18 protein-coding genes are annotated in these 18,141 nt (G+C 65.3%); 17 read left to right on the top strand and 1 reads right to left on the bottom strand.

The genetic code is table 11. The features are described from left to right. Window positions 1–496 precede the first annotated feature (496 nt). On the bottom strand, window positions 497–985 hold the full coding sequence (locus tag QMG52_RS02535) for an inorganic diphosphatase (protein WP_283558849.1): 489 nt from the start codon (window positions 983–985) through the stop codon (window positions 497–499). A 220-nt stretch (window positions 986–1,205) separates the two neighbouring features. On the opposite strand from QMG52_RS02535, the gene dacB reads away from it, so the two are divergent. The 17 genes from dacB (at window position 1,206) to QMG52_RS02450 (ending at window position 18,066) form a co-directional block, all read left to right on the top strand. Next, window positions 1,206–2,624 carry a D-alanyl-D-alanine carboxypeptidase/D-alanyl-D-alanine endopeptidase gene (gene dacB / locus QMG52_RS02530; protein ID WP_283558848.1) on the top strand — a complete coding sequence of 473 codons (1,419 nt, stop codon included), beginning with the start codon at window positions 1,206–1,208 and terminating at the stop codon, window positions 2,622–2,624. Window positions 2,625–2,704: 80 nt separating this feature from the next. Then, window positions 2,705–3,832 (top strand): Rv3626c family coenzyme F420 biosynthesis-associated protein, encoded by a 1,128-nt coding sequence (locus QMG52_RS02525; protein ID WP_283558847.1) that lies wholly within the window; start codon window positions 2,705–2,707, stop codon window positions 3,830–3,832. Between the two features lie 5 nt (window positions 3,833–3,837). Next, window positions 3,838–4,983 carry a tRNA lysidine(34) synthetase TilS gene (gene tilS, locus QMG52_RS02520; RefSeq protein ID WP_283558846.1) on the top strand — a complete coding sequence of 382 codons (1,146 nt, stop codon included), beginning with the start codon at window positions 3,838–3,840 and terminating at the stop codon, window positions 4,981–4,983. A 62-nt stretch (window positions 4,984–5,045) separates the two neighbouring features. Continuing rightward, complete coding sequence (hpt, locus tag QMG52_RS02515) at window positions 5,046–5,597, top strand: hypoxanthine phosphoribosyltransferase (RefSeq protein WP_283558845.1); 552 nt, start codon at window positions 5,046–5,048, stop codon at window positions 5,595–5,597. A 187-nt stretch (window positions 5,598–5,784) separates the two neighbouring features. Next, window positions 5,785–7,893 (top strand): ATP-dependent zinc metalloprotease FtsH, encoded by a 2,109-nt coding sequence (gene ftsH / locus QMG52_RS02510; protein ID WP_283558844.1) that lies wholly within the window; start codon window positions 5,785–5,787, stop codon window positions 7,891–7,893. Between the two features lie 10 nt (window positions 7,894–7,903). Continuing rightward, a complete protein-coding gene (folE, locus tag QMG52_RS02505; protein ID WP_283558843.1) occupies window positions 7,904–8,512 on the top strand; it encodes a GTP cyclohydrolase I FolE in 609 nt (202 codons plus the stop codon). A 12-nt stretch (window positions 8,513–8,524) separates the two neighbouring features. Further along, window positions 8,525–9,478, top strand: a complete 954-nt coding sequence (gene folP / locus QMG52_RS02500; RefSeq protein ID WP_283558842.1) for a dihydropteroate synthase — start codon at window positions 8,525–8,527, stop codon at window positions 9,476–9,478. A 20-nt stretch (window positions 9,479–9,498) separates the two neighbouring features. After that, the gene (gene folB, locus QMG52_RS02495) at window positions 9,499–9,978 is read left to right on the top strand and encodes a dihydroneopterin aldolase (protein WP_349361643.1); all 480 of its coding nucleotides are present in this window, start codon (window positions 9,499–9,501) and stop codon (window positions 9,976–9,978) included. Then, window positions 9,975–10,547: a 2-amino-4-hydroxy-6-hydroxymethyldihydropteridine diphosphokinase gene (gene folK / locus QMG52_RS02490; protein WP_283558841.1), complete on the top strand. Its 573-nt coding sequence runs from the start codon at window positions 9,975–9,977 to the stop codon at window positions 10,545–10,547. Before folB ends, folK begins: the two co-directional genes overlap by 4 nt. Window positions 10,548–10,801: 254 nt before the next feature. Then, window positions 10,802–11,302, top strand: coding sequence for a DUF3180 domain-containing protein (locus tag QMG52_RS02485; protein WP_283558840.1), 501 nt, complete (start codon window positions 10,802–10,804; stop codon window positions 11,300–11,302). Next, complete coding sequence (locus tag QMG52_RS02480) at window positions 11,295–11,804, top strand: PH domain-containing protein (RefSeq protein ID WP_283558839.1); 510 nt, start codon at window positions 11,295–11,297, stop codon at window positions 11,802–11,804. Before QMG52_RS02485 ends, QMG52_RS02480 begins: the two co-directional genes overlap by 8 nt. Next, window positions 11,801–13,357: a PH domain-containing protein gene (locus tag QMG52_RS02475; RefSeq protein WP_283558838.1), complete on the top strand. Its 1,557-nt coding sequence runs from the start codon at window positions 11,801–11,803 to the stop codon at window positions 13,355–13,357. The genes QMG52_RS02480 and QMG52_RS02475 overlap by 4 nt, the downstream gene beginning before the upstream one ends. After that, window positions 13,347–14,309 carry a Rossmann-like and DUF2520 domain-containing protein gene (locus QMG52_RS02470; RefSeq protein ID WP_283558837.1) on the top strand — a complete coding sequence of 321 codons (963 nt, stop codon included), beginning with the start codon at window positions 13,347–13,349 and terminating at the stop codon, window positions 14,307–14,309. The genes QMG52_RS02475 and QMG52_RS02470 overlap by 11 nt, the downstream gene beginning before the upstream one ends. A gap of 3 nt (window positions 14,310–14,312) precedes the next feature. Further along, a complete protein-coding gene (gene panC, locus QMG52_RS02465) occupies window positions 14,313–15,239 on the top strand; it encodes a pantoate--beta-alanine ligase (protein WP_283558836.1) in 927 nt (308 codons plus the stop codon). Between the two features lie 658 nt (window positions 15,240–15,897). Next, window positions 15,898–17,391: a lysine--tRNA ligase gene (gene lysS, locus QMG52_RS02460; protein WP_283558869.1), complete on the top strand. Its 1,494-nt coding sequence runs from the start codon at window positions 15,898–15,900 to the stop codon at window positions 17,389–17,391. 12 nt (window positions 17,392–17,403) lie between these two features. Continuing rightward, a complete protein-coding gene (locus tag QMG52_RS02455; RefSeq protein WP_283558835.1) occupies window positions 17,404–17,568 on the top strand; it encodes a hypothetical protein in 165 nt (54 codons plus the stop codon). A gap of 171 nt (window positions 17,569–17,739) precedes the next feature. After that, window positions 17,740–18,066 carry a histone-like nucleoid-structuring protein Lsr2 gene (locus tag QMG52_RS02450; RefSeq protein ID WP_283558834.1) on the top strand — a complete coding sequence of 109 codons (327 nt, stop codon included), beginning with the start codon at window positions 17,740–17,742 and terminating at the stop codon, window positions 18,064–18,066. Window positions 18,067–18,141: the final 75 nt, after the last annotated feature.

Raw genomic sequence — 18,141 nt, 5'->3', positions numbered from 1 at the left:
CCACTGAACAGGTGTCCTTCTCTGTCTGGAAAATTTTGGCTTCGCAACTACTATTTTCCCAGCTCAAGGGGCACTTGTTCGGTTTAACACACCCCTGTCAAAAAGTTCTTACTCGCGGATCCGGGTCTGACGCTTGAGGAAGCACTGGCCGTGGCGGCATGACGGAAGGCAAGCTTATGACCTGACCATCGACGTGGCTTCCGGGGAGCTGGCCGATCTGGATACCATCCGCTATCGACTGCGAAGCGGCGGCAGCTAAAGCAGGTACACCATGAACCCGGCCGCGGCTGCCCCGGGCCACGGCTGCACCGGTCCGGACGGGCGCCGATCCCGTGCATTTGGTTTCACGTTGGTGTCATGAAAGCACGGGAATGACACTACGACTTGCTGACGGTTTATTTGTCATCTTAATTGTCATCGGAGAATTTTCTTGCTCTGGCTGACCAATCGGGGGTTCACCAGGTGCGCGAGCCGCCGCAAGGTATAGGCAGCCAGTCTAGTGCGCGGTCGGCACGAAGCGCTTGATCGAAGCTTCGAGCTCGACCTCCGCGGCGGCGCGGTCGTCCCAGCCCTCCGCCTTGACCCATTTGCCGGGTTCCAGATCCTTGTAATGCGTGAAGAAGTGCTCGATTTCCTTGATCAGGAAGTCGTCCACATCGGAGATTTCCTGGATGTGGTCGTAGCGCTTGTCGTCGAGGACGCAGATCACCTTGGCGTCCCCGCCGCCGTCGTCCGTCATATTGAACACCCCGATCGGACGTGCCTCAACCACGACACCGGGATGCAGATCGTATTCCTGCAGCAGCACCAGCGCATCCAGCGGATCGCCGTCCTCACCGAGAGTGTTATCGAAATAACCGTAATGCGTGGGGTAACCCATGGAGGTAAAGAGCACCCGGTCCAGCCGGACCCGGCCGGTTTCATGGTCAACTTCGTACTTAACGCGGGACCCGCGCGGGATCTCGATGGTGACGTCGTGCTTCATCTGTTGCTCCTTGGCAGTGGACCGTCGCCTGAGGGCGTCCGGGGCCGGATGGTGGTGTGGGAAACCCGCAAGGCCGGCGCGGCCGATCGGCAACGCGAAGGCAGACCGGGGTTCCGTCTAATATGTAGGATATAGCGGCCGGTGCTGCGCCGAAACCTGGGCTCCCACCGCCCGCCTGCCCGTCCCGATTTTCCGCCGCACCGAAGGAACCCTTATCACCATGAGCCGGACGTCAAAAATTCTGACGGCGGCCGTGCTGGCGATTGCCCTCGGCGTTCTGGCGGTGCCCGTGGGGATGAATCTGGCGCCGGTCTTCGGTCCCGCGCCGGCCACCGCCACGCTGCCGGAACTTCCCGCGGCACAGCAGCTTCCCACCGCGCTGAGCACCGTCTCCGGCATCAACCCGCTGTCATCCAACGCCCCTGTTCCGGACGGTAGAGTTCTCTCCAAAGCCCTCGATGCTACCTTGATGGACGCCGACGGCGGCAACTACACCGCACTGGTCCAGGACGCGGCGACGGGACAGATCCTGTACAGCCGCAACGCCTCGGCCGGTAGGCTGCCGGCGTCCAACCTGAAACTGCTGACCGCGGCGGCGGCCCTCAAAACCTTGGGGGCCCAAACCCGGCTCAGCACCAAGGTTCTGGCCGGGGCCGGGACGGGCTCCATTGTGCTCCGTGCCGGCGGCGACGTGCTGCTCGGCGAGGGGCAAAGCGAGGTGGAGGCCACCGTGGGCCATGCCGGCGTCGCCACCCTGGCGGCCCGGACGGCGGCGGCCCTGGAATCCACCGGCGCCGGCGGCCCGGTGCGGATCACCGTCGATGACACGCTTTTCACCGGCCCGGCCCTCAACCCGGCCTGGCTGCAGGGCGACGTGGTCGCCGGGGAAATTGCGCCGGTATTCCCGATGGCGCTCTACGGGGCCCGTTTAACTCCGGACGCCTCGGTCGGTGCCCGGCCACAGGACTCCGCCATGAGCGTCGCGGCGGCATTCGCCGCCGCGCTGAAGGCTGCCGGGGTGGACGTGGACCCGGATATCCAACGCGGAAAGGCGGACGACGGCGCCAGGACGCTCGCGGAGGTCAGCTCGGCGACCGTGGGGGAGCAGATCGAATACATGCTGCGGGATTCGGATAATTACGTGGCCGAAACCCTTGGCCGGTTGAGCGCCGTAGCGCTGAAAAGGGTTGGTTCCTCGGCCGGCGCCAGCGAAGCGGTTAAGGAAACGGTGGCGGCGCTGGGAGTAAAGACCGACTCGATGGTGCTGGCGGACTGCAGCGGGCTGGCCGCCGATGACAGGGTGAGCGCCGAACAGCTGACCCAGACGGTGAAAATTATGCTGGCGGACACCACAGGGGACCTGCGGCAGGGTCTGCTCGGGCTGCCGATCGCCGGACTGAGCGGGACCCTGGGGCAGCGCTACCTGGATCCGGGCACCGTCGCTGGAGCGGGCTTGGTCCGGGCCAAGACCGGAACGTTGAACGCTGTGATTTCGCTGTCCGGGTACGTCGTGGATACGGACGGACGCCTGCTGGTGTTTTCCTTTATCGGCAACGATCTCAATGCCGGCAGCGCGGCGGCCAAACCGGTGATTGACGCCGCCGCGACCATCCTTGCCGGCTGCGGCTGCGGCGGCTGACCCGGCACCGCGGCTACCTGATGTGCCGCCGGTATGCCGGGAGGTGAACTACTGACCGGCCGCAATCGTTGTGTGGTCTTATGGAGACTATGGATTCACAGAGCAGTGCAGCAGCCCCGGGCCCCAGCCTGATCAATTGGGAGCTGGCCGCCTCGACGGCCGCGAACCTGGCACCGGCAGGGCCGGCGCTGAGCGGGAAGGAAATTGGTGCGGCCGTGGCGGACCTGCGCCTGCTGGCGGACCGCTCCGTTCCGTATGTGCATGAAATAACCGGCTTGGATGCCGCGCGGGACCTGCGCGATTCGCAGGTGCTGGTGGTGGACCGGGCGTCCTGGGCGAAGGCGAATACGCAGAGTTTTTCCGTGCTGATGCAATCGACCATGGCCGCTCTGGCGAAGAAACAGGCGGCCGCGCTGAGGCCCTCCAGTGTGGCGCTGAGCGGAACCGTCACAGGCGCGCAGCTGGGCGGTGTGTTGGCGTTTTTGTCCAGCAAGGTGCTGGGCCAGTATGATCCGTTCGCAGCCCTGGCGGGACGTCCCGGTGCTGCCGGCGGCGGACGGCTGCTGCTGGTGGCCCCCAACATCATCTCGGTGGAACGCGAGCTCAACGTGGACCCGTCCGACTTCCGGCTGTGGGTTTGTCTGCATGAGCAGACCCACCGGGTCCAGTTCGCGGCTGCCCCTTGGCTGCGGGACCATATGCTCAGCGAGATCGAGAAACTCAGCACCCTGCTGGTGGGCGATACGGACAAGCTCGCCGAAAAACTTGTCTCCGCTGCCCGTTCCCTGACTCGGAAAAGTGCGGCGCACGACGGCGGCCCCAGCCGCGGCGGTTTGTTGGACCTATTGCAGGACCCGGAGGAAAAGGCCGCGCTCTCGCATCTGACGGCTGTGATGAGTCTGTTGGAGGGGCATGCCAACGTTGTCATGGACGCCGTAGACGCAGGCATCGTGCCGAGCGTGCGCACTATCCGGCAGCGCTTCAACTCCCGCGGGAAGGACCGCGGGGCACTCGAGAAGTTCATCCGCAACCTGTTGGGGCTGGATGCCAAGATGCGACAGTACAGCGACGGTGCCCGCTTTGTCCGGGGCGTGGTGGCGGAGACCGGGATGTCCGGATTTAACCATGTCTGGACCAGCGCGGACCACCTGCCGACCGAGCAGGAAATCCATGCCCCCACACTCTGGGTCCAGCGGATGGGGCTTTAGCCCTAATGCAGGAGCAGGAGCAGGAGCACGGGGGGCTCCGGCAGCGTCCGCGTCCCCGGCTCGACCCCGTGGTCGGCAAGGCCCGCAAGATGCTCGGCGACCTGCTGGGGATCTCCACCACAGGCAGACCGCGTGGCCAGTATACGCTGCCGCCTGAAGACCTCGGTGCGGGCGCGGCGCCCGCACCGCTGGTGCTGGTGGCCTGCAGCGGCGGCCCGGATTCATTGGCGCTTGCCGCAGTCGCCGCCTTCCTCAGCAGACGCGGAGAAATCCGTGTCGGCGCGGTCATCGTCGATCACCAGCTGCAGCTGCATAGCCACCGGGTGGCCCAGGCCACGGCCGTGACCCTGCGCGGACTGGGCCTGGACCCAGTGGAGATCAGCACCGTCACGGTTACCCGTGGTGGCGTGGGTCCGGAAGCGGCCGCCCGGCACGCGCGGTACCGGGCGCTCGACGCGGCCGCCAGCCGGCTCGGTGCCAGGACCGTGCTGCTCGGACACACCCTCGATGATCAGGCGGAGTCGGTGCTGTTGGGTCTGGCCCGAGGTTCCGGGACGCGCTCGCTCGCCGGTATCCCACAGCGGCGCGGCGTCTATCTGCGGCCGTTTCTGGGCTTGCGGCGTACCGAGACCTTGGATATCTGCACCGCGGAGGGGCTCCAGCCTTGGCACGACCCGACCAATGCGGACCCGGCGTTCCTGCGCTCACGGGTGCGCAGCCGGGTGCTGCCGTTCCTGGAACATGAGCTGGGACCGGGTGTTGCGCAGTCGTTGTACCGCTCCGCGCGCATCCTGGCGCAGGACGCGGATTATCTGGACGAGCAGGCTGCCGTCGAATACCGGCGGCTGGCAGGGGAGCCGGCAACCGCTCCCGCCGCCGAGGTCCAGCTCCCCGAAGCCGGCCTTCGGGCATTGCCGGCGGCGCTTAGACAGCGCGTCCTGGCGCTCGCCGTCGTCGGACTGGGCGGGGAACAGCCCAGCTTTGAGCGCCTGCTTGCCGCCGAGACTCTGCTGGCACGCCGGGGGTCGGCCGGCCCCGTCGAGCTCGCCGGTGGCGTCAGCGCCTTCCGGCAGCCGCGGAGCAGATCCGTTCCCCAAGACGCCTCCGCCTATGGGAAGCTAGTCTTTAGACGCAATGCGCAAGAGCACTGACGTTTGCACCGGGTAATCCGTACCGGACAAAAGCTAAAGCCCTTCAACACCAGGAGCAATGGGTGGATTCACACGACGTCCAGGCCGATCTCAAGCACGTCCTCTACTCCCAGGAGCAGATCCAGGAGCGGGTGGCGGAGCTTGCTGCGCAGATCGATGCCGATTACGCAGGCCGGGACGTGCTGCTGGTGGGTGTTCTCAAGGGCGCCGTGATGGTGATGGCGGATCTCGCTCGGGCCCTGCACAGCCACGTGACCATGGACTGGATGGCGGTATCTTCCTACGGATCCGGAACCCAGTCGTCCGGTGTGGTGCGGATCCTCAAGGACCTGGAAACGGACCTGATGGGTAAACACGTGCTCATTGTGGAGGACATCATCGACTCCGGGCTCACGCTCTCCTGGCTGAAGACCAACCTGATCTCCCGCGGGCCGGCATCGGTGGAAATCTGCACGCTCTTGCGCAAGCCGCAGGCCGCCAAGGTGGAAATAGACGTCAAGTATGTCGGGTACGAGATCCCGAGCGAATTTGTGGTCGGTTACGGCCTGGACTTCGCGGAGCGGTACCGGAACCTCGATTTCATCGGCACATTGGCCCCGCACATCTACGAGTAACCAGGCACCTCAGCGGTGGCTATGCCTCGGTGGGCGTTCAGCCGTGGGAACTATTCCCACGCGTTGATCGTGAAAGTTTGCGGACGTGTAAAGCTAGTACGGTGGTCGTGCAGTGGCGTCTACTTGAAGCGGTGAACTGAATTATCTGGCGTATTGATCGGGAGGGGCGAGGCAAAGCCTCGAGCACATGAACATTAAGAAAATCTTCAAGGGTCCAATCGTTTGGATCGTTGCGGTTGTCGTGCTGCTCCTGATCGCGTTCGGTACCCTCTCCGGCGGCGGTTCCACCAGAATCGACACCTCGGACGCCCTGGGTCTGCTCAGCAAGGGTCAGGTGGAATCTGCCAAGATCTTCAACGGCGAAGACCGCGTGGACCTGGTGCTGAAGAATGACTACACCACCCCCGATGGTGTAAAGGCCGGCAAGAACGTTCAGTTCTTCTTCGTTGATGCGCGCGGCACCGACATCGTCAAGGCCATCGACTCGGCCAGTCTCAAGACCTTCGATGATCAGCCGATCCAGAACAACTTCTGGTCAGGCATCCTGAGCCTGATCTTCCCGGTCATTATTCTCGGTGCTATTTTTTGGTTCCTGCTCTCTCGAATGCAGGGCGGCGGTTCCAAGGTCATGCAGTTCGGCAAGTCCAAAGCCAAGCTGATCACCAAGGACCACCCGCAAGTTACGTTCACGGACGTCGCCGGTGCGGACGAGGCGGTGGAGGAGCTTCACGAAATCAAATCGTTCCTGCAGGAACCCGCCAAGTTCCAGGCCGTGGGCGCAAAAATTCCCAAGGGGGTGCTGCTTTATGGACCCCCTGGAACGGGTAAGACGCTGCTGGCCCGAGCGGTGGCAGGCGAGGCCGGCGTCCCGTTCTACTCCATCTCCGGATCTGACTTTGTCGAGATGTTCGTCGGCGTGGGTGCGTCGCGCGTGCGCGATTTGTTCGAGCAGGCCAAGGCCAACTCCCCGGCCATCATTTTCGTGGACGAGATCGACGCCGTCGGCCGTCACCGCGGTGCCGGCATCGGCGGCGGCAATGACGAGCGTGAGCAGACGCTGAACCAGCTCCTGGTGGAGATGGATGGCTTCGACGTCAAGACCAACGTGATCCTGATCGCGGCCACCAACCGCCCGGACGTCCTGGACCCGGCGCTGCTGCGTCCGGGCCGCTTTGACCGCCAGATTCCCGTCGAGGCTCCGGACCGGATCGGCCGGGAGCAGATCCTGCGCGTACATTCCAAGGGCAAGCCGATGGCTCCCGGGGTTGACCTCAACGCGGTGGCCAAGAAGACGCCCGGATACACGGGCGCGGATCTGGCCAACGTGCTCAATGAAGCGGCGCTGCTGACCGCACGCTCCAACGCACAGCTCATCGATGACCGGGCCCTGGATGAGGCAATTGACCGCGTCATGGCGGGTCCGCAGAAACGCACCCGGGTGATGAAAGAGCTGGAGCGTAAGATCACCGCCTATCACGAGGGCGGGCATGCGCTGGTCGCCGCCGCATTGCGGAACACCGCCCCCGTCACCAAGATCACCATCCTGCCCCGTGGCCGCGCGCTGGGGTACACCATGGTGGTGCCCGAGGATGACAAGTACTCCGTGACCCGCAACGAGCTGCTGGACCAGATGGCCTACGCCATGGGTGGCCGGGCGGCGGAGGAAATCGTCTTCCACGATCCCTCCACCGGCGCCTCCAACGATATTGAAAAGGCCACCGCCACCGCCCGCAAAATGGTCACGCAGTATGGCATGAGCGAACGGATTGGTGCGGTGAAACTGGGCACCGGCGGCGGTGAGCCGTTTATGGGCCGCGATGCCGGCCATGACCGGGACTATTCGGATCAGGTGGCGTACGTCATCGATGAGGAAGTGCGCCGGTTAATTGACCAGGCTCACGACGAGGCGTACACGATCCTGAACGAAAACCGCGACGTGCTGGACCGGCTCGCGCTGGAACTGTTGGAGCGGGAAACCCTGAACCAGGCGGAAATCCAGTACATCTTCCGGGATATCCGCAAGCGGGATCTGCGCGACGTCTGGCTGTCCAAGCAGACCCGGCCGGTATCGGATCTGCCGCCCGTCGTCAGCGATAAAGAACGCCGGGATGCGTTGGCCTCCAGTGAGCCCGCCCCGGAAACAGTGGCGCCGCAGGACCAGCTGGCCCACGCCAATATGCCCGGCAGCGTGGATGCGCCTGGCTCTTCGGCATCGCAGAACGGCACCACGCCCGGCCAGTCCGGTGATGAGCCGCACCCGCCGCACCCGGCCGGCAGCCAAGCTCCCGGCAGCTAAGATCAATGACGTGACCAATTACGACGACGACGCAAGAGCGGGGAGCGGAAAGGTCCGGGTCGACCTGCCCCGGATTGAGAAAGCTGTCCGTGAGATCCTGCTGGCCATCGGCGAAGACCCGGACCGCAGCGGGCTGCTGGACACTCCCAAGCGTGTGGCCAAGGCTTACGGCGAGGTTTTCGCGGGTCTGCACCAGGATCCGGCGGATGTCCTTGCCACGACCTTCGACATCGCGCATGAGGAAATGGTGTTGGTCAAGGACATCCCCTTTTATTCGACCTGCGAGCACCACTTGGTGCCGTTTCATGGCTCCGCCCATGTGGGATACATCCCCTCTTTGGAGGGGCGCGTGACGGGTCTGAGCAAGCTGGCGAGGCTGGTGGACGTGTACGCGAAGCGGCCGCAGGTGCAGGAGCGCCTGACGACCCAGATTGTGGAGGCTTTGGTCAAGTACCTCAAGCCCCGCGGCGCGATAGTAGTCGTCGAATGTGAACACATGTGCATGTCCATGCGCGGCGTGCGCAAACCAGGGGCAAAAACCGTCACCAGCGCCGTGCGCGGCCTGCTGCACGAGCCGGCCACCCGGGCCGAAGCCATGAGCCTGATTCTTGGAAGGTAACACCAGCAACCTATGGATTCTCTCGCAGCAGCACCCGGAACCGGGCCAGCAACCTCTCCCCTGCCGGTCCTTCGGGGACCGCGGCCGGCGGCCAGGTTCGAGGACCTGCCGTCGGACCGCGCGGTCGTCATGGGCATCCTGAACTGCACGCCTGATTCCTTCAGCGACGGGGGCGAGCACAACTCACTCGATACGGCCATCGCGCATGGGCTGCGGATGATCTATGCCGGTGCCGACATCATTGACATCGGCGGGGAATCCACCCGTCCGGGGGCGCCCGAGGTGGCCGCGGAGGAGGAGCAGGACCGCATTCTTCCGGTGATCGGGGCGCTGGCGAAGGCCGGCGCTCTGATCAGCGTGGATACCCGGCACGCCGACACCGCCGCCAAGGCGCTCGATGCAGGGGCGGCACTGATCAACGACGTGTCCGGCATGAGCGTGCAACCGGACATGATGGCGCTGGTGGCCACCCGCGGGGTGCCCTATGTGCTGATGCACCGCCGCGGCACGGCAAAAACCATGGACGCGCTGAACGAGTACGCGGATGTGGTGGAGGATGTCATCGCCGAACTGATGGCCGTCCGGGGCAGGTTCTACGAGGCCGGTGTGCTGCCGGAGCAGATCATCGTGGATCCGGGCCTGGGTTTTTCCAAGAATGCGGAACAGAACTGGGAACTGCTGGCCAATCTGCAGCGCTTCGAGGTGCTGGGGCACCGCGTGCTCGTGGGTACCTCCCGCAAGCGCTTTCTGGGATCGCTGCTGGCCAGCGCCGGGAAGGCCGCGCCGCCTAAGGAACGGGACAGCGCCACGGTGGCCACGACGGCGTTGGCCGCGGCGATGGGTGCCTGGGGTGTGCGGGTGCACGATGTCACCGGCAATCTCGATGCGGCCAAGGTGGCTGCCCGACAGGGCGCCCACCGGCTGTCTCCCGCCGGTGCCGTTACGACCGGGCCGGCCAGCCGATGACCGCGGCCGGGGCAAAGCTGATGACCGGGACTGACGCCGTCGTGCAAGAAGACGCTGTGGATATGGACGCTGTGCAAGAAGACGCTGTGCCAGCTGCTGGGAAGCCTGACGCGGCGCCCGCGCCGTCTGCCCTGCGCCGCCTGGACCGGATCACCGTCACCGGTGTGACCGCCATTGGCCGGCATGGGGTTTTCGAGCGGGAAAAAAGGGACGGTCAACCGTTCATCGTGGACGCCGTGCTGTTCACGGATATCCGTGCCGCCGCGGAGAACGACGATCTGGAGAAGACCGCGAACTATGGCGACGTCGCGGAACTGATCCGCGCGCTGATCACCGGTCAGGCCTACGATCTGATCGAAACGCTTGCCGAGCGTATCGCCGCCGCGATTCTGCTCACGTTTCCCGTGTCCGCCGTCGAGATCACCGTGCATAAGCCCAAGGCCCCGATTCAGGTTCCCTTTGGCGATGTAACGATTAACATTTACCGGGAAAGCCCGTGAGCAGACACGACGCCAGCAGACCCGATGCCGTCAGACCCGATGCCGTCAGACCCTACACACGGGCGGTGCTGGCGCTCGGCAGCAACCTGGGGGAACGTAACGACACCCTGTGCGCTGCCGTAGCGGAGCTGGTGGACCGTCCGGACGTTCGTCTGCGGGACGTCTCCCCGGTGGTGCAGACCAGGCCCGTGGGCGGTCCTTCCGGCCAACCGGAATTCCTCAACATGGTGATGGAGATCGAAACGTCGCTGGACCCTTACGGGCTCCTGGAGCATTGCCAGGCGGTGGAAAACCGCCACCTGCGCACCCGCGACGTGCGCTGGGGCGCGCGTACGCTGGACGTTGACATCATCACCTTCGGCGGACTAAGCAGCAGCGACGAAAAGCTGACCCTGCCGCACCCGCGGGCCGCGGAGCGGGCGTTCGTGCTGTACCCGTGGGCGCTGATGGATCCGCAGGCCACACTGGCGGACGAGCCGGTGGCCGCTTTGGCCGCACAGGCGCCGGATTTTCCCGGGATCGAGCACTTTGCCGACGATGACAGCTGCGAATCCGGTGCCACGGGCTGACATTCCGATGGCACCGGCCGCCCCAAAACACACCAGGCCCCACCATCTCAGGACGCACCAAGCCCCGCAGCCCCAAAAACCGCAGCCCCAAGAACCGCCGCCGCGCAAGACGCCCGGCGCGCAAGCCGGCCGGCGCGCAAGCCGGCCGTTGCGCCGTCGTCCGCGGGCATCCGGCGCAGGAGTCGGCAAGGACAAAAGTCTGCAAGAACTGTACGGTGGAACCAGATGCGCAACCGACGTGGGTGAGGCGAAGAATGAGAACCATCCGGCCCGTCTGGCTGGCAGTTATAGCGTTGGTATCCGGGGCCGCCGGGTGGGTGGCGACAGTGCTGGCCAACCGCGCCAGTTTGCCCACTCCGGTGCTGCCGTTGAGCTCATTGCTGACCATGGGAATCATCGTCGCGATGACTGTTGTGCTGGGTCTGCGTGTACGGAGCTGGCGTAATGGCAAACGGGACCGGGTGCTGAACCCGATCCTGGCGGCCCGGACCTGGGTGCTGGCTCAGGCCTGCGCCTATGCCGGCGCACTGCTGTTCGGCTGGCATGTCGGTATTTTACTGGACCAGCTTCCCACCATCGCGCTGCGCAGCAACCTGACGGTCATCTGGCTTGCCTTGGCGATGGTCGGCGGCAGCGTCGTAATGGTGGCGGTCGGCTTCATCGTTGAGCGGTTCTGCCGCCTCCCTCCGGACGATGACGTCCCGCCGGCAGAACGGAAGAAACGCGATAGTGCCGGCGAGGAAGAATATGCGTGAACCGATCGACCCGGTCGGCCTTGACTTTGAACGTGTCTCCCCGAAACTGGTGACCGTCCGGCTCATCGAACGCGGGCTCGGCGCATTGGTCCTGACCACTGTCGCGTCCTTGCCCCTGGTGCTGCACCTGACCGGACCGTGGCGCGGCCTTCCCGCGTGGCTGGCGTGGAGCCTTCCGCTGGCGGTGCTGCTGGCGATGATCTGGCGGCTGGTGCTGATTCCGCGACAGGTCCGCGCCATCGGGTATGCCGAGCGCGACGACGATCTGCTGATCTGCGGCGGAATTTTCTTCCAGCGCGTCATGGTGGTTCCGTATGGCCGGATGCAATACGTTGATGTCTCTGTGGGGCCTGTGGAACGGGCGTTCGGGCTCAGCTCGGTCAAGATGCACACGGCCTCGGCCAGCACCAACGCCGTGCTGGAGGGACTGCCCGCGGCCGAGGCGGCGCGGCTGCGGGAGCAGTTGTCCGCGCGCGGTGAGGCTAAGCTGGCCGGTCTGTGAGCGCGGCGAAGGGGTACGACGACGGCGGTGCCGTTGCGCCGCAGTCGAACCCGCCGGGTCCGGCCGTCGGGTTCCGGACCGGCCCCGAGGATCAGTGGCGCCGGGTGCACCCGGTGTCCCCGTTGGTGCGCGGCTGGCTCGCCGTCGTCGGCCTGATCGTCGTTTTTGGCCGTAATTCCTTTGACGATCTGGTGCAGGCGATCGGCACCGGCGGCCGTCACCGACCAGGCGGGGCACCGGTGTGGCTGATCCTTTCCGTGCTGGCCGCTGCCGTGGTGATCTTTGCTGTCGTCTTTTTCCTGTCCTGGTTCTACACCCGTTACCAGGTCACCGATGATCATGTGCGCGTCAACAGCGGCGTCATCTTCCGTCAGCAGCGGCAGGCGAGGATCGACCGCGTCCAGGCCATCGACGTGGTGCAGCCGCTGCTGGCGCGCATATTTTCGCTGGCGGAGCTCAAATTTGAGGTGGCGGACGCCGGCAAGTCCGCCATGAAGCTCTCCTTTTTGAATCTGGACGAGGCGAAGCGCCTACGGGCGGCCATCTTGGCCCGGGCGTCGGGCATGCGGGTCGATCCGGACCAGCCTTCCGCGATTTCGGAGGCTCCCGAGCGGGAGGTGCTGGCATTGACGCCGGGCCGGATCGCAGGCGCCACGCTGCTTTCGGGTATCACCGTCGCGGCCCTGGTGCTGACCGCCCTCGTCGTGGGTGCGCTTCTCGGCACCGGTTCGCCGGCCCTCCTGGTCGTGTTCATTCCGTTGCTGCTGGCGGTCGGGGCGGCCTACTGGAAGGCTTTCACGACTGACTGCAACTTCCGCGTGGCGGTGTCCCCGGATGGAGTCCGGCTGCATTACGGTCTGCTCGATACGCGCGCCCAGACCATTCCGCCCGGCAGGGTGCAGGCCGTCGGAGTCACACAGAGCCCTTTGTGGCGCCTGACCGGCTGGTACCGGGTGCACGTCAACGTTGCCGGTTACGGGGCGGACCACGGCGACAGCGGGGGCCGCACGGTTGTGCTGCCTGCCGGTACCGAGGCGGAGGTCATGACGGTGCTGGGACTGATCTTCCCGGACCCCGGGGTGGCCGACCCGGTGAGGGTTTTCACGGCCGGTCTCCGCGGCAAGGGCCGGGACCAGGGCTTCATCCATTCCCCGCGCCGCGCCCGCCTGTTGGATCCGTTCGCTTGGCGGCGCAATGCCTACCGCGCCACGGACACGGCCCTGCTGTGCCGGCACGGGCTGCTCTTCCGCCGGCTGCAGGTGGTCCCGCATGAGCGGACCCAATCGTTGAGCCTGTTTCAGGGTCCACTGATGCGCCGACTGGGACTGGTGGATTTCGAGCTGCACTCCACCGCAGGCCCGGTCCGCCCCATGGTCCATCACCTGGATCTGGTTTCGGCGCGGGAGTTGTTCACCGGGCAGGCCGCCCGGGCGGCCAGCGCCCGCAGAACAGGAAGACCCGAGCGCTGGATGGAAGAACGCCCGGCCGGGCCGGATCTGGCAGGTGCGGCTTCGCCCAGCAGCGCAGACAAGGACAATCAATATGAGCAATAAACCTGGTCGGCTCGGCGTCGGCGTTATCGGTGCTGGCAAGGTAGGCGCTGTACTGGGAGCCGCCCTGCGGGCCGCGGGACACGCCGTCGTTGGGGTTTCCGCCGTGTCGGAGGCCTCCTTGGAACGCGCGGAAAATCTGCTGACCGGCGTCCCGGTGCTGGCGATCCCGGAGATCGTCGAACGCTCCGAGCTGGTGCTGCTGGCCGTCCCGGATGATGACCTGCCCGCGTTGGTGCAGGGGCTGGCCCGAACCGGAGCCTGGCACCCGGGGCAGTTGGTGGCACATACGTCCGGCCGTTATGGCACCGCGGTGCTCGCCCCGGCGCGGGCGGCCGGGGTGATTCCACTGGCACTGCACCCGGCCATGACCTTCACAGGAATGACTTTGGATCTGGCCCGACTGCCGGACTGCAGCTTCGGAGTCACCGCGGATCCGGCGGTGCTGCCGATTGCCCAGGCCCTGGTCGTGGAGATGGGAGCCGAGCCGGTGGTCATCGCGGAGGCGGACAGGGTGCTCTATCACGCCGCGCTGGCGCATGCCGCCAACCATCTGGTCACGCTGTCGGCGCAATCCGCGCAGCTGCTCGCGGGCATCGGCGTTGAGGCGCCGGAGCGGATGCTCGGTCCGCTGCTGCGGGCCTCGCTGGAGAACGCACTGGCCTCGGGGGAGTCGGCGCTGACCGGCCCCGTGGCCCGCGGTGACGTCGGAACGGTGGCCGCGCACTCGGAAGCGCTGCGTGAATACGGGCTGGATTTGGCCGCGGGGGATGGCCCGGAGGATGTCCAGGATATTGTGGCAGCATATTTGGCGATGGCATCGGCGACGGCGGCCCGCGCGGCCGCCCGCGGCCTTCTCACGGCTGCGCAGCTGCGCCGGATTGAGGCCGCCCTGCTGCCGGAGGACCCCGGGACCGGCACCGACGGACTCCGCCCAACCGAGGAAAGCGACTAACTTATGGCCATCCAGGTTGTCACCACCATTGCGGAGCTTGCGGCCGCAAGCGCGGACCTGCTCGCGCGGAAACGCACTCATCCCGACGGCGGTCAGGCCGGCGGCGATGGGATGCCGGCCGTCCCGTCACTGGGGCTGGTGCCCACCATGGGCGCCCTGCATGCAGGCCACGCGATGCTGGCGCGGGCCGCGGCGGCGCGGAACGACGTCGTCGTCGTAAGCATCTTTGTCAACCCGCTGCAGTTCGGCGACGAGACCGACCTGCAGCGCTACCCGCGCACCCTGGAGGCGGATATGGCCCTGCTGGAGGCCGAAGGGGTCGATCTGGTTTTTGCCCCGCCCGTTGCCCAGATGTACCCGGACGGGCCGCCGAAGGTGTGCATCGCCTCAGGCCCCCTCGGGGGTAAGTACGAGGGCGCTTCACGTCCCGGTCATTTTGACGGCGCCCTGACGGTGGTGGCGAAGCTGCTGCATGTGTGTCTTCCGACGGCCGCGGAGTACCGCGCCTATTTCGGCAGGAAGGACGCGCAGCAACTGGCCCTGATCAAGCAGATGGTCGTGGATCTGAATTTTCCGGTGGAAATTGTCGCAGTGCCCGTGGTGCGCGCCGACGACGGTCTGGCGCTCTCCAGCCGCAACCGCTTTCTCTCCGCAGAGGAACGCGATGCCGCGCTGGTTCTGTCGAGGGTGCTGCAGCTGCTCCGGGACCGCGCCGACCGACACGAACCGCTGGATCCCGACTCCGTGATGGATATGATCGACAGCCAGCGGCTGGTGGTACTGGATTATTTCGAGGTGGTGGATCCGGATACCTTCGAACCGCGCGCGGAGAACTGCCGGGAGACGCCCTTTACCGGAGAAGCCCTGGCCCTGATCGCCGCACAGGTCGGCCCGGTCCGTCTGATCGACAGCATGCCACTGGGCTTCTGACCCGGTCGCAGCAGTTGGGACTTCAATACGCCTCGCAATGGTGCGCTAACCGCTGCCCTGTTGGGTGGGCGCGCGGGGAGCGGGCGTGAAGAAGGTGCTTCGGGGCGGATAATGGTCTTTTCGCCGGCGCATAAACCGCCGGTTGCCGGGGGTCGGCAGGGACCCGGGGAATTCCGCTGAACCGGGGAATTCCGGTGCCGACAGCGAGCCGGCGGATTTCGCCACCGTATTGCGAGCCATCAAATCCACCGGACCCCGACCAAGGATATCACCGGGGGGCAGGCACTGCAGCCGGAACACCGCCGCGATATCCGTTGTCATCGAATAATGAGCGGGCAGTTCCATAGCGCCGCGTGAGCCGCCCGGGCTCCGCCGGACGTAAACTTCTTAGGCTTAGTCCGTACGAGGTTATTGTGCACGGGTAATGAAAAGGTGTCGGCAAATCACGGCGCTGATAAATACCCTGCCGATTAAGAGCACCCCTTCGGTCCGTGGCGAGCGCTGCGGCACCCGGGCTGGAGGATGCCGGCGTGCCGCCGTCGTCGGACTAAACTTGTGTACCGTGACCACTGACAAGACCCTGACTGACCAGCTGACTGCCTCAACCCTGCCCGCCTCGACCCTGCCTGCGTCAACCCCACACCACCGGGTGCCGGCCATGGAGGCCGCGGACGTCTCCGAACAGATGCAGGTCCGGATGGAAAAGCGCGCCCGGCTGATCGAGCGCGGCGGCCAGGCGTATCCGGTCGGCGTTGAGCGGACCCACACACTGGTTCAGGTCAGGGCCAAATACCCGGACCTTGCTGCGGACGAAGCTACCGGCGACGTCGTCGGCGTCACTGGCCGCGTCGTTTTTGTCCGCAATACCGGAAAGCTCTGTTTCGCCACACTGCAGGCCGGGGACGGCACCCGGCTGCAGGCCATGCTGAGCCTGGCCGCGGTGGGAGCGGTAGCGCTGGCGGATTGGAAGGCCCTGGTCGATCTGGGGGATCACGTCTATATCCGGGGCGAAGTCATCAGCTCCCGGCGCGGCGAGCTGTCCATCATGGCGGACTCGTGGCAGATGGCGTCCAAGGCGCTGCGGCCGCTGCCGGTCCTGCACGCGGAACTGTCCGAGGAGATGCGCGTCCGCCAGCGCTATGTGGACCTGATTGTGCGCGAGGAGGCCCGCGATCAGGTCCGCACGCGCTCCGCGATCGTCAGGGCCATCCGCGACACACTGCACGGCGAGGACTATATCGAGCTGGAGACTCCGATTCTCCAGCTGGTCCATGGGGGCGCCGCCGCACGTCCGTTCCGGACACATCTGAACGCCTTCGATCAGCCCATGACACTGCGCATCGCCATTGAGCTGTACCTCAAGCGCGCCGTTGTCGGAGGGATGGACAAGGTTTTTGAGGTAGGACGCATCTTCCGCAATGAAGGCGTGGATTCCACCCACAGTCCCGAGTTCACCATGCTGGAGGCCTATGAGGCGTACGGCGATCAGTTCAGCATGGCCGGAATTATGCAGCGCATCATTCTGGCCTGCGCCGATGCGGCCGGCTCGCGGACGATCGAGACGCCGCGCGGAACCGTGAAGCTCGACGGCGAGTGGCGGTGGCTGCCGGTGTATCAGGGACTGTCCGACTCCGTTGGCCAGGTGGTTACGCCGGAGACGACGGCGGCCGAGCTGCGGGCGCTGGCGGCGCGGCACGAGGTGGCGGTTGACGCGTCCTGGGATGCCGAGAAACTGGTGGTGGAGCTCTTCGGCGAAATCGTTGAACCGACGCTGATCCAGCCGACCTTTGTCTGTGACTACCCGCCGTCCGCGCAGCCGCTGGCCCGCCAGCACCGAACGGACGGCCGGCTCATTGAGGCATGGGACCTGATTATCGACGGCAAGGAAACCGGCACGGCCTTCTCCGAACTGGTGGACCCGGTGATTCAGCGCGAACGCCTCACCGTGCAGTCGCTGCAGGCGGCGGCCGGGGATCCGGAAGCCATGGCTCTCGACGAGGACTTCCTCCGGGCTTTGGAGTACGGAGCGCCGCCCATGGGTGGCCTGGGCCTTGGCGTTGACCGCCTGGTAATGCTCTTTACCGGGGTCGGAATACGTGAGGCGATTCTCTTCCCCCTCATGAAGCCCGAAAACTTGATGAAACCCGAATAGAAGCCGGAAACAATGGATTACCTAGCAGCTATCGTCCCCTACCTGGCGGTTATCGTTCCATCAGTGGCCCTCGCCGCGCTCTTTTACTTTGCGATGCGAGCCATTTTCAACGCTGACCGTTCCGAACGCGAGGCCCTGGCACAGGCCGAGCGGGAAGCGGATGAAAGGGCGGATTAGTCCTGAGCTATTCCGCCCGCGGTTAAACAACCTTTGACTGCCTACCTTCAACGCGCCATACTCATTATAGAAATGAATTGCGAATGGCAATTAACGGGGCCTATAAGTCCGGAGCGGTAAGTCCCGGTCAATGAATCAGTCCTGGTCAATGAATCCATGTTAGGGGTCCTGATGGCGCAAAAAGTAGAAATCACGCTCGTTGACGACATCGACGAGGGGCATGCGGACGAGACTGTCCGCTTCGCCCTGGACGGGGTCAGCTATGAAATCGACCTTTCCTCCGCCCACGCCGGTGAGCTGCGCGAGGCACTTGGGGCCTATACGTCCAATGGCCGGCGGGTCACGGGGCGGGTGGCGAAAAGCCGCTCCACTCCCGCAGCGAAGAGCCAGGATGTGGGCCAGATCCGGCGGTGGGCACGCGAAAATGGCTATCCGGTGCGTGAGCGGGGCCGGATCCAGGCGGAAATCCAGGAAGCATACTTCCGCGCCAACGGCTGAGTTAACCTCCGCCATATTTCCCCTGTGGCGAACAAGCACCCATAGAGCCGCGTATCTGCGTAGCATCAAAGTACG

Origin of the sequence: Paenarthrobacter sp. PH39-S1 (assembly GCF_030063245.1) — a bacterium.
GTDB lineage: Bacteria > Actinomycetota > Actinomycetes > Actinomycetales > Micrococcaceae > Arthrobacter_M.
This window is presented reverse-complemented; position numbering and strand designations above follow the sequence as displayed.

Bases quoted from the DNA above. Each gene is read 5' to 3' on its own strand.
- QMG52_RS02485 (WP_283558840.1), top strand. From the start codon at position 10,802: ATGAGAACCATCCGGCCCGTCTGGCTGGCAGTTATAGCGTTGGTATCC.
- folP (WP_283558842.1), top strand. From the start codon at position 8,525: ATGGATTCTCTCGCAGCAGCACCCGGAACCGGGCCAGCAACCTCTCCC.
- lysS (WP_283558869.1), top strand. From the start codon at position 15,898: ATGGAGGCCGCGGACGTCTCCGAACAGATGCAGGTCCGGATGGAAAAG.
- QMG52_RS02535 (WP_283558849.1), bottom strand. From the start codon at position 985: ATGAAGCACGACGTCACCATCGAGATCCCGCGCGGGTCCCGCGTTAAG.
- QMG52_RS02455 (WP_283558835.1), top strand. From the start codon at position 17,404: ATGGATTACCTAGCAGCTATCGTCCCCTACCTGGCGGTTATCGTTCCA.
- dacB (WP_283558848.1), top strand. From the start codon at position 1,206: ATGAGCCGGACGTCAAAAATTCTGACGGCGGCCGTGCTGGCGATTGCC.
- QMG52_RS02525 (WP_283558847.1), top strand. From the start codon at position 2,705: ATGGAGACTATGGATTCACAGAGCAGTGCAGCAGCCCCGGGCCCCAGC.
- QMG52_RS02480 (WP_283558839.1), top strand. From the start codon at position 11,295: ATGCGTGAACCGATCGACCCGGTCGGCCTTGACTTTGAACGTGTCTCC.
- panC (WP_283558836.1), top strand. From the start codon at position 14,313: ATGGCCATCCAGGTTGTCACCACCATTGCGGAGCTTGCGGCCGCAAGC.
- folB (WP_349361643.1), top strand. From the start codon at position 9,499: ATGACCGGGACTGACGCCGTCGTGCAAGAAGACGCTGTGGATATGGAC.
- QMG52_RS02470 (WP_283558837.1), top strand. From the start codon at position 13,347: ATGAGCAATAAACCTGGTCGGCTCGGCGTCGGCGTTATCGGTGCTGGC.
- ftsH (WP_283558844.1), top strand. From the start codon at position 5,785: ATGAACATTAAGAAAATCTTCAAGGGTCCAATCGTTTGGATCGTTGCG.
- QMG52_RS02450 (WP_283558834.1), top strand. From the start codon at position 17,740: ATGGCGCAAAAAGTAGAAATCACGCTCGTTGACGACATCGACGAGGGG.
- tilS (WP_283558846.1), top strand. From the start codon at position 3,838: ATGCAGGAGCAGGAGCAGGAGCACGGGGGGCTCCGGCAGCGTCCGCGT.